19 protein-coding genes and 1 pseudogene are annotated in these 14924 nt (G+C 58.8%); 7 read left to right on the top strand and 13 right to left on the bottom strand.

Translation table 11 applies throughout. The annotated features are described in order from the left end of the window. The first annotated feature begins 4 nt into the window (after window positions 1-4). The 4 genes from F3H96_RS15715 (at window position 5) to F3H96_RS15700 (ending at window position 3362) form a co-directional block, all read left to right on the top strand. Window positions 5-1183, top strand: coding sequence for a muconate/chloromuconate family cycloisomerase (locus F3H96_RS15715; protein ID WP_149802646.1), 1179 nt, complete (start codon window positions 5-7; stop codon window positions 1181-1183). Window positions 1184-1260: 77 nt separating this feature from the next. Then, window positions 1261-1584: a hypothetical protein gene (locus F3H96_RS15710; RefSeq protein ID WP_244620027.1), complete on the top strand. Its 324-nt coding sequence runs from the start codon at window positions 1261-1263 to the stop codon at window positions 1582-1584. Then, the gene (locus F3H96_RS15705; protein ID WP_149802645.1) at window positions 1581-2450 is read left to right on the top strand and encodes an alpha/beta hydrolase; all 870 of its coding nucleotides are present in this window, start codon (window positions 1581-1583) and stop codon (window positions 2448-2450) included. Before F3H96_RS15710 ends, F3H96_RS15705 begins: the two co-directional genes overlap by 4 nt. Window positions 2451-2459: 9 nt before the next feature. Next, window positions 2460-3362, top strand: a complete 903-nt coding sequence (locus F3H96_RS15700) for a LysR family transcriptional regulator (protein WP_149802644.1) — start codon at window positions 2460-2462, stop codon at window positions 3360-3362. Between the two features lie 225 nt (window positions 3363-3587). Here F3H96_RS15700 and F3H96_RS15695 read toward each other — a convergent pair whose 3' ends face one another. The 4 genes from F3H96_RS15695 to F3H96_RS15670 form a co-directional block, all read right to left on the bottom strand. Next, window positions 3588-3848, bottom strand: coding sequence for a conjugal transfer protein TraD (locus F3H96_RS15695; protein ID WP_149802643.1), 261 nt, complete (start codon window positions 3846-3848; stop codon window positions 3588-3590). A 1-nt stretch (window position 3849) separates the two neighbouring features. Further along, a complete protein-coding gene (locus tag F3H96_RS15690; RefSeq protein WP_244620026.1) occupies window positions 3850-4203 on the bottom strand; it encodes a conjugal transfer protein TraD in 354 nt (117 codons plus the stop codon). Between the two features lie 170 nt (window positions 4204-4373). Further along, window positions 4374-4664 (bottom strand): class II aldolase/adducin family protein, encoded by a 291-nt coding sequence (locus F3H96_RS15680; protein WP_244620025.1) that lies wholly within the window; start codon window positions 4662-4664, stop codon window positions 4374-4376. Window positions 4665-5843: 1179 nt separating this feature from the next. Next, window positions 5844-6137 carry a hypothetical protein gene (locus F3H96_RS15670; RefSeq protein ID WP_149802640.1) on the bottom strand — a complete coding sequence of 98 codons (294 nt, stop codon included), beginning with the start codon at window positions 6135-6137 and terminating at the stop codon, window positions 5844-5846. A 652-nt stretch (window positions 6138-6789) separates the two neighbouring features. Between F3H96_RS15670 and F3H96_RS15665 the strand changes: the two genes are divergently transcribed. Beyond that, entirely contained in the window at window positions 6790-7128 is a 339-nt protein-coding gene (locus F3H96_RS15665) for a hypothetical protein (RefSeq protein ID WP_149802639.1), read from the top strand. A gap of 895 nt (window positions 7129-8023) precedes the next feature. Here F3H96_RS15665 and F3H96_RS15660 read toward each other — a convergent pair. The 9 genes and pseudogenes from F3H96_RS15660 to F3H96_RS15620 all read right to left on the bottom strand — a co-directional run bounded on the left by F3H96_RS15660 (window position 8024) and on the right by F3H96_RS15620 (window position 12907). After that, window positions 8024-8338, bottom strand: coding sequence for a hypothetical protein (locus F3H96_RS15660; RefSeq protein ID WP_149802638.1), 315 nt, complete (start codon window positions 8336-8338; stop codon window positions 8024-8026). A 148-nt stretch (window positions 8339-8486) separates the two neighbouring features. Then, entirely contained in the window at window positions 8487-8936 is a 450-nt protein-coding gene (locus F3H96_RS15655; RefSeq protein WP_149802637.1) for a BA14K family protein, read from the bottom strand. Between the two features lie 1123 nt (window positions 8937-10059). Further along, window positions 10060-11127: a histidine kinase dimerization/phosphoacceptor domain -containing protein gene (locus tag F3H96_RS15645; RefSeq protein WP_149802636.1), complete on the bottom strand. Its 1068-nt coding sequence runs from the start codon at window positions 11125-11127 to the stop codon at window positions 10060-10062. 302 nt (window positions 11128-11429) lie between these two features. Then, window positions 11430-11653 (bottom strand): annotated as a pseudogene (locus F3H96_RS31625) (hypothetical protein). Continuing rightward, window positions 11650-11946: a hypothetical protein gene (locus tag F3H96_RS15635; protein WP_188131418.1), complete on the bottom strand. Its 297-nt coding sequence runs from the start codon at window positions 11944-11946 to the stop codon at window positions 11650-11652. Before F3H96_RS15635 ends, F3H96_RS31625 begins: the two are co-directional and overlap by 4 nt. After that, window positions 11943-12179 carry a hypothetical protein gene (locus F3H96_RS15630; protein ID WP_149802635.1) on the bottom strand — a complete coding sequence of 79 codons (237 nt, stop codon included), beginning with the start codon at window positions 12177-12179 and terminating at the stop codon, window positions 11943-11945. The genes F3H96_RS15635 and F3H96_RS15630 overlap by 4 nt, the downstream gene beginning before the upstream one ends. A gap of 32 nt (window positions 12180-12211) precedes the next feature. Beyond that, window positions 12212-12355, bottom strand: coding sequence for a hypothetical protein (locus F3H96_RS30575; protein ID WP_188131417.1), 144 nt, complete (start codon window positions 12353-12355; stop codon window positions 12212-12214). Further along, window positions 12348-12650 (bottom strand): hypothetical protein, encoded by a 303-nt coding sequence (locus F3H96_RS15625; RefSeq protein WP_149802634.1) that lies wholly within the window; start codon window positions 12648-12650, stop codon window positions 12348-12350. Before F3H96_RS15625 ends, F3H96_RS30575 begins: the two co-directional genes overlap by 8 nt. After that, window positions 12647-12907, bottom strand: coding sequence for a hypothetical protein (locus tag F3H96_RS15620; RefSeq protein WP_149802633.1), 261 nt, complete (start codon window positions 12905-12907; stop codon window positions 12647-12649). The genes F3H96_RS15625 and F3H96_RS15620 overlap by 4 nt, the downstream gene beginning before the upstream one ends. Window positions 12908-13390: 483 nt before the next feature. Here F3H96_RS15620 and F3H96_RS15615 point away from each other — a divergent pair, with 483 nt between their 5' ends. Continuing rightward, the gene (locus F3H96_RS15615) at window positions 13391-13705 is read left to right on the top strand and encodes a co-chaperone GroES (protein WP_149802632.1); all 315 of its coding nucleotides are present in this window, start codon (window positions 13391-13393) and stop codon (window positions 13703-13705) included. Window positions 13706-13842: 137 nt separating this feature from the next. After that, the coding region (groL, locus tag F3H96_RS15610; RefSeq protein ID WP_149802631.1) for a chaperonin GroEL at window positions 13843-14924 on the top strand (1082 nt) is incomplete at its 3' end.

The following is a 14924-nucleotide window of genomic DNA, read 5'->3' as shown; positions in this document are numbered from 1 at the left end:
CGGTATGTCGATCAACGTCACCGAGAACATTCCACCCCGCGCCGCTCCCATCGAGCTTGGGCGCGACACGCGGATCAGATCGATTGCCGCGACCATCATCGAGGCGCCGACAGTCCGTCGCCACAAGCTTTCGAATACCGAGATTGCGCACCAAGGATTCGTCCTCGTACGCGTCCAGCTTGAAAACGGCGTTACCGGGATTGGTGAGGCCTCCACGCTTGGAGGACCGCGCTGGGCCGAAGAAAGCGTGGAATCCATCTGGGCCGCCATAGCGAACTACCTCGAACCTGTGCTGGTTGGTCAGAACGCCATGCTCTTCGAAGCCAATGCCGTGCGCATGTCCAAGGCCGCAACGCGCAATTTCGCGGCAAAAGCAGCGGTGGAGTCGGCGCTCTTCGACGCCGTCGGCCATACGCTCGGCCTGCCCGTCAGTGCCTTGCTTGGCGGACAGGTCAGAGATCGGATGGGTGTCATCTGGGCGCTTGCTTCGGGTGATGCCGGGCAGGAACTCGAGGAGGCGAGGGAAAAGCTCCGCCTGCGCCACCACAAGGATTTCAAGATTAAGCTCGGCTTCAACTCGCCGGAGGCCGACATCGTGCGCTTGCAACATCTTCGTGCCGGCCTGGGTGACGACGTGAAGCTGATCGTCGATGTCAATCAGGCGTGGACCGAGGCGCTTTGCATCCGGCTTTTTCCTGCGCTTGAGGAACTCAATGTCGCGTTGATCGAGCAGCCCGTTCAAGCAAGCCAACGCGAAGCGATGGCGCGCGTCGCGGCCCGCACGCGCATTCCGCTTCTCATTGACGAGGCCGCGTTCACCAATTCGGAGCTGGCCAGCGTGGCGACGCAGGCCTGCGGCAGCGTCTATTCGCTGAAGCTGGTCAAGAGCGGCGGCCTCCTGGAGCTCAAGCGGGCCGCCGGCATTGCCCAGGCGTTCGGAATCGAGCTCTACGGCGGTTGCCTGCTGGAGAGCAGCATCGGCGCCGCGGCCCACATGGCCGTCTTCTCGACACTGCCTCGCCTCGAATGGGGAAGCGAACATTTCGGCCCGCGAATACTGGTCGAGGATCTCGTCGCTACGCCGCTGGTGTTTGAGGACTTCGAAATACGCGTGCCGGCCGGGCCGGGGCTCGGTGTGACGCTAGACGAGGACAAGGTGCACATGATGGCGCGTAAGATGTGAGACCGACCATGCCGCGCGTTCGAAACTTACGCCAGCGACTCGACGACATGGCGGCCGCCCTCGAGCGGAGACCCCATTTGCTGCGGCTTGGCCGCCTCTTCAACGAAACCATCCTGATCGAGGTCGACCAGGACGAATTCTACTTGACCTTCGAGAAGGGAAGGGTTGTCGAGATCAAGGAAGGTCCGAGCAAGAAGCTTCCTTGGCGGTTTGCGCTGCGAGCGAAGGGCGATGCATTGCTCGAATTCTGGCAACCTCTGCCTAAGCCGGGTTTCCATGACATTTTCGGGCTGGTGAAATACGGAAATGGCAGCATCGATGGCGATATCCTGACGCTGGTCAAGAACTTGCGGTACTTCAAGGAATTCATGGCGTTGGGACGCAAGGAGGGTTTCTCATGAAATCTTCGATCGAGCCGATCGTCGGCCGCTATGTCAATGTGACGGTTGGAAATGCCCGGCAGCGCATCTACTTTGAGGAAGTCGGCCAGGGCCGTCCGGTCGTGTGCCTTCACACGGCGGGCGCCGACACGCGGCAGTGGCGGTCCGTCCTGAACGACGAGGCGTTCACCAGGTCCCACCGGTTCATCGCCTTCGACATGCCCTGGCACGGAAAGTCGCTGCCGCCGGAGGGGTTCGAGACCGAGGAGTATCTGCTCTCGACCGAGACCTACATGGAGACGGTGCTGGCATTCTGCCGTGCGGCAGGGCTGGAAAAGCCTTTGCTGGCCGGATGTTCGATGGGTGGGAGGATTGCGCTGCAACTGGCAGCCCTCCATCCTGAATCCTTTTCGGGTTTCATCGCGATCGAGGCGTCCGATTTCCAGCCGGCATGGTATGACATCGACTGGTTTCACCGGCCCGATGCGCATGGCGGCGAAATGGGCGCCGCCCTGGTCTCGGCCAACATCGCGCCGCAGGCGCCTGACGCAGAACGTTGGACCACACTGTGGATGTTCATGCAGTCCGGGCCTGGCGTTTTTCGGGGAGACCTCAGCTTTTACACGTCCGATGACAGCCTCGTCGGCCGGCTCGGGTCCATCGACACGCGGCGCACGCCCGTCCATATCATGTGCGGCGAGTACGACATGACCTGCGCTCCTGAAGACGCGCAACGCACGGCAGCCGCGATCAAGGGTTCCACTCTTGCGATCATGAAGGATCTTGGTCATTTTCCGATGAGCGAGAACCCCGCTGCCTTCAGGGTCTATTTCAAGGAGGCACTGGAAAGGGTCACGCGGGTGCCTGTGCGCCTGATGGATGCCTGACGGACGGCGATGGACTTCAAACGGCTGAGCTATTTCCTGGCAGTGGCCGAAGAACTTCATTTCGGGCGCGCCTCGGCGCGCCTCGGAATTGCTCAGCCTCCATTAAGCCGACAGATCGCCCAGTTCGAAAGGGAGATCGGCGCGGCCCTGTTCGATCGCAGTCGCAGCCAGATTCGGCTCACCCAGGCAGGCGAATTGCTGCTGGAGCGGGCGAGGGAAATCCTCGAACGCGTCGACCAGACGGAACGTGAGGTGATGCGGATCGGGCAGGGCGTCGCGGGACGCCTGCGGATCGCGTTCGTCGGAACGGCAACCTTCGGTGTTCTGCCCAACATCATCAGGGCTTTCCGCGCCGCGCATCCGGATATCGAACTGGCGCTTTCGGCCATGAACAATGCCGAGTTGCGACGAGCCCTGATCCAGCGGGAAATCGACATTGCGGTGGCGCGCCCGTCGATCGAAGACGCGGAGGTCAAATCCGAAACGCTCATGAAGGAACCGCTCGTGCTGGCGCTTCCCGACGGCTATGCCAATCGTGAGCAAACATTCCATCTCGCAGATTTCAAGAATGCTACTTTCGTCCTCTTTCCGCGGCGCCCACGGCCAAGTTACGCGGACTATGTACTCGACGTATGCAAGGTTGATGGCTTTGTTCCTGCCTTGCAGGTCATGGCCCAGGACTATCTTACGGCGATGAGCCTTGTTTCGGTTGGCGTCGGCATCTCGATCGTGCCAGCATCGGTCAGCGAAAATCAGCGACCCGGTATTGTTTATCGGAAATACGAAGGCCACAATCCGGGAACCGAGCTTTCACTCAACTATCGACGAGACAACCGCTCGCCGCATTTATTCGGCTTTCTTGAATTGGCTCGGAAAATAGCGCGGGCTTCGCACTCGGGTCCGCCGGTCTGAACACATCGCGTTGGCAATGCGATGATCGCGGACATGACCGAAGTGGAACTGGTTTAGCTCAGGGCGTCGCCGCCTTGGCTTACGCTGACCTGTGGCGTCTAGCGCTGGAGGTTGCGCAGGTTGCCGGCAAGGATCAGCGCCGCGCCGCCAGTGTGAAATACCCATTTGAACACTGAAGCGTTCTTGGCCGGGTGTGACCAAATGCACGGCCTTCCATCGCGTCGCTCAGCGGCCACCGCTATGTTCGCTTGTTTTGTCGTCTTCATGCCATTCCGCAGCGAACGCCAGCTTCCCTTTCGAAGCCCAGGTGTCGCGCGCGTGCACGGCTTCATGGCTGCGCAGCTCGGCCGCAATCCAAAGTAGTGCGCCGTAGATGATGGGGCGATCTTCATTGGTAAGTTCGACGATCCCTGCCTTGACGACGAGACCACCGAGCTCGATCAAATGTCGGGTACGCTTGCGGCGCTCCACCTGCCAAGTGCGCATGTCATTGCGAGCTCGAGTTGCCTGATGGCGATTGCGCGCTGCCTGGTTGCGCCTGAGCGCTACGCAGGTTGCGCTGAGATCCCGGCACAGCTCGCTGTGGCCTGCTCTCGAAAAACATCGCTCCACGCTTGGCCCATGCTTCTCGCTTGGCGGTGTCCTTCGTCTCGGCGATTGCGACCAATGCGCCGGCCAGTTCGTCGGTGCTAAGTTGGTCGGCGCCAGTGGCGATCACCAGCTCTCCAAGCTGCTGCACCTTTCGCGTTTTGAGTTCCCGCGCCTTTTCTTCCAGCGCCTTAAGATCGGCATCCGGGGTCTTCTCCACGAGCCTGCGCAGGTTCATCATGTCGTCGGTCATCGGTGGTCCTTCCGAAATGGGTTGGCGTCAACAACCAAACCCTACCGGAAAGCGCCAATGACCACCGACACGCCGCTCACTCGCTACTGGGCTACTAACGGCGCGCTCGCGAGCGGCTTCGCCACCGCCGAGCTACACCACCTCGCGGGACACGACCTTCTGGGTGCGCCTCAGCCCGAATTGCGTGTGCTTATAGCGCAAATTGGGACACTAGAGTCGGCTTTGGGAAGAATTTGAGGAGACTTCAACTTTCTGGCGCGCGCGCTCACCCGGTCGTGGACGTCAGCGCAGGATTTTCGGCGTTGGTTGAGTTCCGCAACCAAATCGTCGGATAAGCGACGTACGGACATCTGTCTCGTCAGCAGGACTAGCTTTGCCGTCTCCTCGAGTCCCTCCGCAGCGAAGACCGCGTCTCGGAAACTGCGGCCTGATACAACCGGACCATGATTGGCCAAAAGCACCGCTGCATGGTCGGGCGCTCGTGTCCTTACGAGGGCACCTGTGTCGAGTGTAGGGTATGAGAGGCACACGTCCGACCCGCATCACGACATAAGGCGTGATGGGCGGGATCATATCCTGCCTCGCTCCACGTCAAAGCAAGACGTTCAAATTTGAGCCTCTGCACTCATGCTTTGTCGAGAGTATCTCCAATAGTCTTTTAAACCTGCTGCGCCGTAAGTTTTAGCCGTTTTGATTCGCCGCGGCGACGATGACGACGAAATAGGAGAACGCAAATGACTCGCAGTCATGTTGAACGTCTTGGAGAGTTCAGGGAAATCCTGGTCGCGACTCGACGCGAAGGAGTTCGTAACGTGCACCATACTCGCGACGCAATGCGGGCAAGTGGCTTTCAGATCGGAGACAGCGATGGCTCCAGCTATGGAGTCCAGCTGAAGGCGCTCCAAGAGGAAATTGAGGCAGTCGATCGCGCCATCGAAGACGAGAAGCGATTGGCCGCAGCCCTCGAGAGCGCGGCTCAATCCCGCCGACCGACAAAGCCGAGAATCGTGAAGGGAACTTAGAGTCACGTACGGCCGTTGGTGCACGTCGCGTCGATTGTCGAGCTCGTCCCACCGAGGCGAGCGTCCCGAACATTATCCGTCATCAACCTTCGGGAAGGAACGGCTGAAGCCGCCCTGCCAATGTCGCTGGCTGATCAGCCTTATCTTCCTCGTCGATTTTGCCGTTTCCATCGTTGTCGATGCTTCGCTAATCTCGTGAACGGCCTTCTGCAGGTGTCCGAGTACGATCTGAAACGCGATATTTGGACATGGGATCACGAGGGCCAGCTTCTGGCGCAAAGCGGTCGGCACTACCACTGGAGATGTAAAGAGCGGCTTTCTAGCCCATCATCCCGAAAGCGGAGCGTTCCGCTTCCGGCCTCGGAGTGACATGGCAGCTTTGCGCCGCAATGTGGTCATTCCGGCCGACTTGCCGCCTACCAAAAGCGGCCATGCTTTTGCCGACACTGGGGTCGCGCGCCACGCTCGGAGCCGGCTGGGTACTCGACTTCGTACGGTGTCATCGTTCATTTCGTCTCCTCGAAGCAGCAACTGCCGGCAGCCCCCTTTGCCATTTTATTTATTCTCGCTAGAGAAAAATGGCGAGCCAAATGACCCGCCACCGTCCACTATATGCAGTCAGCCCGCTCCGCCGACCTGTTTGGTCATTTTGCAGAAATTGCTATGCGACTTGGCGAGTGTCTCATCGCCGCATTCCTTCATTATTCCGGCGCGGGCATTTTCCTTCATCGCGAACCACGCGACCTTGAATTCCTTCTCGGATTTCATGGTCTTCATGCCTGCATCGGTGAAGAAGGGCGACATTTTTGCCGGATCGTCGAGCGCCGAGGTTCCGTTGTTGCCGCCGGCCAGTGATGCGCCGGTCATCATCGTGAGCGCCAGAGCACCCATGGAAAGCATCTTGATGTCCATAATCAATTCTTCCTTTTGACTTTCAGATCGTCAAAGCTACGACCACGGGAATAACGGGTCACGACAAAAGTAGTTCCAAATATTTATTAAAATAAAGTCAGCTATTATTGTAAGATTATGTACGGGAAGCTCTTTCTTCCATGACCTCAATATTCCCGGGCCAAGCGGGCGCTTAGCCAGGAAATTTGGCGGCGCGGCGAAGCAGGGACCATGGTGAGGCTGTCAAGCCAGCCCTCGAAATATAGGCAGCACCTAGATCCGGATATGTGGTACGGGTCTCGCCGGGCGCTAACCTCATCGTGGGGAGCCGGCGACGGGGCTGGTGGTTGTGGGTTTGGGGCCCGACACTGCCAGCCTGCCCTCAGAGGCACTATCACATACGGCAAGACTTTTGGACTGCCGGTTAGCAGGGCGATGAAGAATGGGCGTGGTCTGCCATTTCTAGCGGTCATCCCCCAGTCGGGCGGTTCGATACAGCTGAGGACGCCGCCGCCTCAACAAGCCGATGGCAGCGGCTGAGCCCCAGGCAAGGGTACGAATTGACTCGCTAAGCGATCGTCGCAGGAGTAGCGTCAAAATCGTCGCTCGATCTGGCAAGGCAACGAGTGCTTGGAAGAGTCGATCACGCTTTCGCCCCATGAGGGAAAAGCAGATGCAATTCGACGCTTCGCTTGATTCCGAGCAACTTTCAATGCTCGCCACAGTTCTCGACGATTACTGCGATAAGGCTGGAATTCCCCAAGACCACCCGGCAAAGCAACACTTCGGGCGGCGGCTCTTGAGTTTGTTCCGGTCTGGAGTCATCGAACCGGCGCGCCTGACAGCCAAGATGAATTCTGGGTACGAGGAATGGCTGGGTGAGATCGGCGCAACCGGTCACTTCAAACCGCCCAAGCTATCATCGGACGACCAACTAAAAGGCGACAATATCTTGCCGGGATCCGACCGCCGAAGCAGGCCTGCACCTAGGACTCGCGGATTTTCCCACTAGGTGGCGATTCCGGTTTCATGGAATATTTCGTAGGTAGGTGGCTGCGCACAAAAAAGGCTCCGCGCAGGGCTGGCTCGCTAGGTGACGGCCTTGCCGGTCACCTTTTTGACCGCCTCCCATGGAGTTATAGCCCGCCGTCACGCAGTGGATCACAACCATGTCCCCCCATCTCTTCTCCCCTGCAGGTCTTCATCTGATCGCTCCTTGGAGCGCTTCTTGTTCGTGTGAGTTGGTTCCACAGCGGCTCTCAGGCAGCTCGCTTTCCAAAAAGGAAGGCCGGTAGTCATGACAAAGAGAGGGCTTAGAAAATGTTCGAAGTTTTTGCCCTGTTCATGCTTTTTTGCGCCTGGATTTCGCAATCTCTTCATTAACCACTTGCGCCGAGAAGATGGAGCCAAAAGCCGCAAGAAGAGTTACGCCTGCATGGAAAATTACCGACATAGATTCTACTGCCACATTGAGGCCGGTGGCACGTGGGGTGTCTGGGACCGCATCGCCAACAAGCCGGCGAGATTGGGAGGACACGATCTCCTCGGCTGCACGTCCCAGCGAGCTGAAGCTGCCGAAGGCGTTCTGACTCGGATTTATGACAGCGGATTGGAAGCGCTCGTTGTTCGCATACGCTAGAACCGCTTGTCAGATCGGCGCGTGTTGAGCGCTTTGTAGCGGAATGTGAAAAACCCGACACGGATAGCATCATGGCGTTTCATTATTCTGGGCGCTGATCAGGCTCGACCGGAGCGATGGCGCGGGACGCAAGTCTAAACAGGCCGTCGACCATTGGCTCAAGCCTGAGCAACTGGGTGAGGTGGTTCGACCGATGCCGGCTGCTCCAACTAGGCAGTCGGTCATAGACTCCGGAGAAAGCTACGGTCGGGTCGAGCGTCTCTAACCTTCAGATCCGATAGGCATTCGTTCTCGCGCTCTGCATGATCAGGTTGAGCTGTTTGCGAAGGGCCGTGCCCTCCATCTGCTTGAGATCATAGTCTTCAGCTTTCAGCTTTGTTCGCAGCTCGTCGAAATTGGCGTAAACCCCAGATTTGGCGAGTTCGAAGGCGCGCTCAAGTGTCGTTTTGTTTTGATCCATGACGCCAAGCTTATTGGGATTCGGCGTGTGGCGCGACAGGCGGGTGACGGCGGAGGACAGGTGGCCAATGTCAAAGATGTGCCGCCTGTTCGCTTTCCGCGGCTCGCATTGCGAGCCTAACAATCGACGATGGCCTGCAGACTGGGTAGGCCGCGCCGTTTACCTCCGCCGCCTGCATGGCTCGATCTGGGCTATGTGCAGGAAAGCCCGCCACCTTGCGGTAGCGGGCTTCCGAGACACGCGGCGCCATCGTCAGCACCGGACGCCGTTTTCAGTACGGCGAATTGCACTGCTGACGAGGACCGTAATTGGGCTGGAACGTGTTGTCCGAAGCGCGATAGCTCCGGTACCGGTCGTAGCACCACTGCACATGCGGGTTGCCGCGATACACGCGGTTGTTCTCGCTGTTGACGATGGCGCCGGTGATGAGCGCGCCGGTGGCGAAGGCCGCTAGCGGGAACCAGTAGTCGCCGTGACGGCGATAGCCGCGATGGTAGTCACGGGAGCCGCGATGGCCATTCCAGTATGTGCCGTCATTCTCGGAGAAACTGCGATTTCGGTTGATGTTCCGGTGCTTCATCCAGGGCTTGTAGTCTACCGATTGTATGTTGGCAGAAGACGGTTGCGGCTGGGATATCCGCGCAGCAGCGGCGGGCACGGCGGCGGCGGCAAACGACACTGACAATGTGGCCGCCAGCAAACTCGCTACGATGTTTTTCATGGTCTTTTTCCTTAAAGGGTGGTTGACGTTCCCTATGGATTTGAAACGACCCAAAGAGACTTTCGTTCCATCATAACTTCGCAATACAAAGAAAAAACAGGCCTATTTTGAAATACATGGCGACAGCATGGTTATTAACGGGTCGATTTATTTACGATTAACTTTCTCTTTTTTGATCGAAACGACCTTATTTCGGACAATATTCATGAATCGCTATGTAATAGCTCGCATATTGGGATATGACACCTTATGTGTGGAAGGGGCCCGCGTCTTTCCTGCAAGCTGGGCTTTGAGAGATTTTCTCGCGCGTTTGCACACCTTAAGGGAGAAGCGTAATGGCCTTCAAAGGCTCGGTGGATCCAAAGCGGCTTTCGCTACTTACCAAAGTGCTCAATGATTATTGCTGCCAGGCTGGCATAGCGGTTGGGCATCCGGCCAGGGAACGTCTTGGCCGTCGGATCGTAGAACTGTTCCAGAGCGGAATCCACAACCCAGACGAGCTACTCGGGGCCTTGAACTCCGGCTACGAAAAATGGCTCGGCGAAGTTGGCTTACCGTCTTCTTCCTCCGAACACGCTGCGTCATTGGCCTCGCACGCCGCACCGCCGGCACCATGCTCACCCATGCCAGTTGAGGCTCGTGGCGGCGGAGCATCGCGCTTTGCTCAAGCAGATTTGGTGGATCGCTCCCCTACAACGCCGCCACGCTCCACCGGACTAAATACCGCCCGGAATGAAGTTTCTGGGAGCATGAATGGGAGGTCTTCGGAGACTGGGCCAAGCCCAAGGACTCCAGAGCCCCGCCTGCGGGACGGTGAAGCCGGCATTATCGAAAACAACGAAATGTAGGCAGGGGGTGGGGCTTCTCGTCACGTACTGCACGATTGTCCGCTTTGATACCAGCTGCACGGCTGGCCGCGGGCGCGTCTGTCATTTTGTGCTCAGCGAAGAATGAAGCCGGCTAGGAAGATCGTACCGAGAAGTGACAGCGGAACGGCAAGAAGCCAGGAAGCCTCCAAGATCGTGGTTTGCCAAGAGTGCATTTAGGCCTTCCATTTGGGTTGCTGTTTCATAACGGACAGACCCAGTTGGTGGTTCCGAGTGCTCAAGCGGCAGGCTGTTCCCTATGCCGCCCGCGGTATGCGCGACGTGAATGTCGCCCTGGTGATCGACACACTGGTGCCGCTGCCGTCGCTGATGATGTCCATTCGGGCCTCGAGCTGCTTCACCAAAGCCTGGACAATAGCCGTTCCGAGGCCAGCACTTGAAGTTGCGGCGGCCTTGCCGGCGCCGTTGTCCGACACCGTTAGCTTCCAGTCGCTGCCGTCGGTCTCGTAAGACACCTGGATCAGCGCCTTGGCCTTCTCCATCGGAAAGGCGTATTTGATCGCGTTGAGAACGAGTTCGGTGACGATCAGGCCGAGGCTCACTGCCTTTTGGGAGTCTAACCAGCCACCTTGAGCCGTGACGTTGACCGCGATCGGTTGGTCCTCACCGACCATCGAGGAGGCTAGGCTGCTGCACAACTTTGACAGATACGACACGACGTCGATCTCTTCGACACCAGCCGAGGTGTGGAGATGGCGTTGCACCTCGGCGACCGAAAGCACCCTTTGATGGGCGTCCTTCAGATGCTGGCGGGTTTCCTCCGAGGTGGCGGAGCGGGCCTTCAATAGAAGGATGCTGGCGATGATCTGCAGGCTGTTGGCAACCCGGTGCTCCATCTCGCGCAACAGCACATCCTTCTGCCGCACCAGGTCTTCTGTGCGTCCAAGAAGTTCTTCCTTTTCCCTCTCTATGACGCGGCGGGCCGTTATGTCGTTGAAGGCAAGCAGGATCGTCACAGCCGAACTGTGGTCGTAGAGAACCTTTCTGGCGTTGAGCAGCATCGTGCGGCGGCCGATAGCCGGGAAATCATGCTCGACCTCGAAACCATCCATGGCAGTCTTCTCGGGAATGATCGTCTCCAGGAGCAGTCGCAGCGCCGGAATGTCCCACTGGCCGCCGCCGAGAGCGTAGAGCAACGAGCCGAGCGTCTGTTCCGGGTCAACCTTGAAAGTCTCATAGAAAGAGCGGCTGGCCGCAAGGACATGAAACTTCTCGTCCAGCACGAGCAAGGGCTCGGCGATCGTATTGACGATGGCCTGCGCCAGTGTCTGAGCATCGTCGAAGTTGGCAGTGGGATGGAACAAGGCGTGAAGCCGATCTGAAGGCGTTTTGCCTTCCTATGCGGCAGCCTACACCGTCGCCGCCTCTGTGTCGCGAATTGAATCTGCCTCGGCATGAGGTTCGTCAGCGTCGCGGGCGCGGTAAAGCTCGATCAAGATTTTCGTCGTCCTTACCCGTTGCGACGTCTGGTTCAGGCCGTCAACTCCTACCCATGGGAACCGAAGCATTGCCGTTCGCGGCGAGCTTGATCGGGTTGCCGACCCCGCTTTCAGGTACCTTTTCCTTCTTCGGCTTTCCGATCTCGCGATTGCTGTGTTTCTGTCCCTTAGCCACGGCCGAATGTCCTTTCGATGAGGGTTGCGCCGTCGTCGGATTGCGAAACGCGGACGGGTTCGAGGTTGTCCTGTGTCGTGACCCGCTCATGACGCTCGTCATCGTTGCGGATCCGATACGGGGAATCTTCCCTCGGTGGCAGCGTGCCGGTGATGCGATAGACTTCCGAGGTGCTCGCGAATGTGCCGAAGCTCCCGCGATGGACAGCCTGACTATGGCAAGAAGATGGGTTGCAGCGGCAGCTCGGATAGGGCGGCCGCCGTGTTAAGACGCAACATTCCGCTGGTCGCGTCCAGCAGGCTCAGACCGGTCATGGCATCGCCGTCGCAACGCGCCGGAATGCCGGTAAAGACTTGAAAGATGGTCCAGGAGCGGTCGGCTTCGATACGACGGCCATATTGATGGTGCATGGAATCCTGGCTGGGTGCACCGCCCTCGTTTTCCCAGGTGCTGATCGCGGCGGAAATCGGCTTCCGTTCGGTCTCCTTGAGGTGCGCATTCATCGTCATTGCCTTCCTTCGTTCATCGCTTCCGAACCGATGATGCCAGAGTAGTGCATTACGCCGTTCGCGTCGGTGATCGTCATGGAGTCGGCGCACTGTGGCATGTCGAGGGTCCGCGCCAACAGCCGCCCGGCTGCGATGGCGCCGTCAAGATCGTCGATCTCCACGGTTTCACGACCGATGACGGCATGGGCATCGTCGGCGTCACGGGTCTTGTAGAATTCGATCACGATCTTCATCGTTCTGCCCACCGGTCTCCCCCTCGCAGTCCTCAGGCCCTGCCATTGCCACGCGAAGCCTTGCTGTTTGTGGCGAGCTTGATGGGATCGCTGAAGGCGCCTTCAGGCTTGGGCAGCACCTTTTCCTGCTTTGGCTTCCTGATTTCGCGATTGCTGCGTTTCTGTCCCTTAGCCATGGCCGAATGTCCTTTCGATGAGGGCTGCGCCTTCGCCGGATTGCGAAAGGCGGACGGGTTCGAGGCTGTCCTGCGTCGTCCCCCGCTCATGCCGCTCGCCATCGCTGCGGATGCGATACTGCGGCGAATCTCCCATTGGTGGGAGCGTGCCGGTGATGCGGTAAATTTCCGAGGTCTTTGGGAATGTGCCGAAATTGCCGCGCAGGCGCACAGCCTGGCCGACTGCAAAAAGATGGGTTGCGGCGGCAGGCCGGATCGAGCGGGCGCCGGGTTGCCGGGCGGTTGTAAAAATCATGGTTGTCTGTCCTTTTCGAGTGCGGCCTCGAGGTCCGCCGGATTGATCGGCACCATCTGGTGCGTCGATCCGCGCATCCCGATGCCAGGTAAGTGGATGAAAGCGCCGACACGTCGCCAGGCAAGCCAGGAGGCGCCCTCGATCGCTTCCTCGTCATGGTCGACGCGATAGTCTCCAGCTGGTTGCAGCGTATCGAAGTCCGGCAGCCGGAACGGCGCGGAGAAATGAACGAAGGTCTGTGTGGTACGGCTGGTCATGGTTGCGACTTTCGCAGGAGCACGCGAAGGCGCCTCCTGCATTCCCATCGGAACCGGAACGATGCCGATGCTGCCAGTACATCCGTGGTCAGCGCCGGCGTCTATTCCAGGGTTCGAACGGAGCGGCGCGGGCGCCAGCCGCTATCGAGAATTCGGTGGTGAATGGCGGGTCTCTGACGCCGCAAAAGCCAAATCGGCCAAATCAACGAGCATCTTATGTGCGCTTCAATTAAGTTGTTAACAAGGCACGACGGCAATTTTATTTTCGACCCTGAATTAAAAAGCTAGAATCATACAAAATAATCATTCGTCTTAAACGAACGATGAATGACAAAAATCGCGTATTTCTTGGTTCTGATAGATTGAGCTCGGAGGTAGTTTTCGAGATAAGCGAGAATAATTTTAGCAGTCCTATCAATCGAGTGCCAAACGCACTATGTTGGTGAGGTGGTCGCCCTATCGCCGGCCGCAGAAAGACCTCCCATGAAATTCCGGCCACTTCACGACCGCGTCGTCATTCGCCGCGCTGAAGGCGACACCAAATCCAAGGGCGGCATCATCATCCCTGACAATGCCAAGGAAAAACCGCAGGAAGGCGAAGTCATTGCCGTCGGAACGGGCGCGCGAGACGAAAGCGGCCTGCTGATCGTGCCTGATGTGAAAGCTGGAGATTTCATCCTGTTCGGCAAGTGGTCGGGAACCGAGGTGAAGATCGGCGGCGAAGACCTTCTGATCATGAAGGAGGCCGACATCCTGGGTATCATCGACAAGACCGTGGCTGCCAAACAGGCAGCCTGATCGGAGCGCCGCGTGTCTTCGGACACGCAATGGACGCACCTAGATTCGTATCGCGAGCCGTGCCCCTCCGAAATTTTCGCCGATGCTTTCAAACGGCGCCGCACGCCTCGCCCTAACCAACCGAACTGGAAAAAATCGTGTCTGCCAAGGAAATCAAATTCGCCGGCGATGCGCGCGACCGCATGCTGCGTGGCGTGGAACTCCTCAACAACGCGGTAAAGGTGACTCTCGGCCCCAAGGGCCGCAACGTGGTCATCGACAAAGCCTATGGCGCGCCGCGCATCACCAAGGACGGCGTCGCCGTCGCCAAAGAGATCGAGCTCGCCGACAAGTTCGAGAACATGGGCGCGCAGATGGTGCGTGAGGTCGCTTCGAAGACCAACGATCTGGCCGGTGACGGCACCACGACGGCTACCGTGCTGGCGGCCTCGATCCTGCGCGAAGGCGCCAAGCTGGTCGCCGCCGGCATGAACCCGATGGACTTGAAGCGCGGCATCGACCAGGCCGTCGCCGCCGTAGTCGTGGAAATCAAGGCGAAGGCGAAGAAGGTCAAGTCCTCGGCCGAGATTGCGCAGGTCGGCACCATCGCCGCCAATGGCGATGATGCCGTCGGTGCCATGATCGCCAAGGCGATGGACAAGGTCGGCAATGACGGCGTCATAACCGTGGAGGAAGCCAAGACGGCCGACACTGTACTCGACGTGGTCGAGGGCATGCAGTTCGACCGCGGCTATCTCTCGCCCTATTTCGTCACCAACGCAGACAAGATGCGCGCCGAGCTGGAGGAGCCTTACGTCCTCATCCACGAAAAGAAGCTCGGCAATCTACAAGCGCTCTTGCCGATCCTGGAAGCCGTCGTGCAAAGCGGCAGGCCGTTGCTGATCATCTCCGAGGACGTCGAGGGCGAGGCGCTGGCGACGCTGGTCGTCAACAAGCTGCGCGGCGGCCTCAAGGTCGCGGCCGTCAAGGCGCCAGGCTTCGGCGACCGCCGCAAGGCGATGCTGGAAGACATTGCCGTGCTCACCGCTGGCCAGATGATCTCGGAGGATCTCGGCATCAAGCTGGAGAACGTCACCATCGATATGCTCGGCCGCGCCAAGCGTGTGCTGATCGACAAGGACACGACAACGATCATCGACGGCGCCGGCGCCAAGGCCGCCATCCAGACGCGCATCGCCCAGATCAGGGGACAGATCGAGGAAACCACATCCGATTACGA

The organism is Mesorhizobium sp. NFR06, assembly GCF_900115245.1.
Taxonomy (GTDB): domain Bacteria; phylum Pseudomonadota; class Alphaproteobacteria; order Rhizobiales; family Rhizobiaceae; genus Mesorhizobium.
The sequence above is the reverse complement of the archived record's forward strand: the minus strand, read 5'-3'. Positions and strand labels throughout refer to the sequence as shown.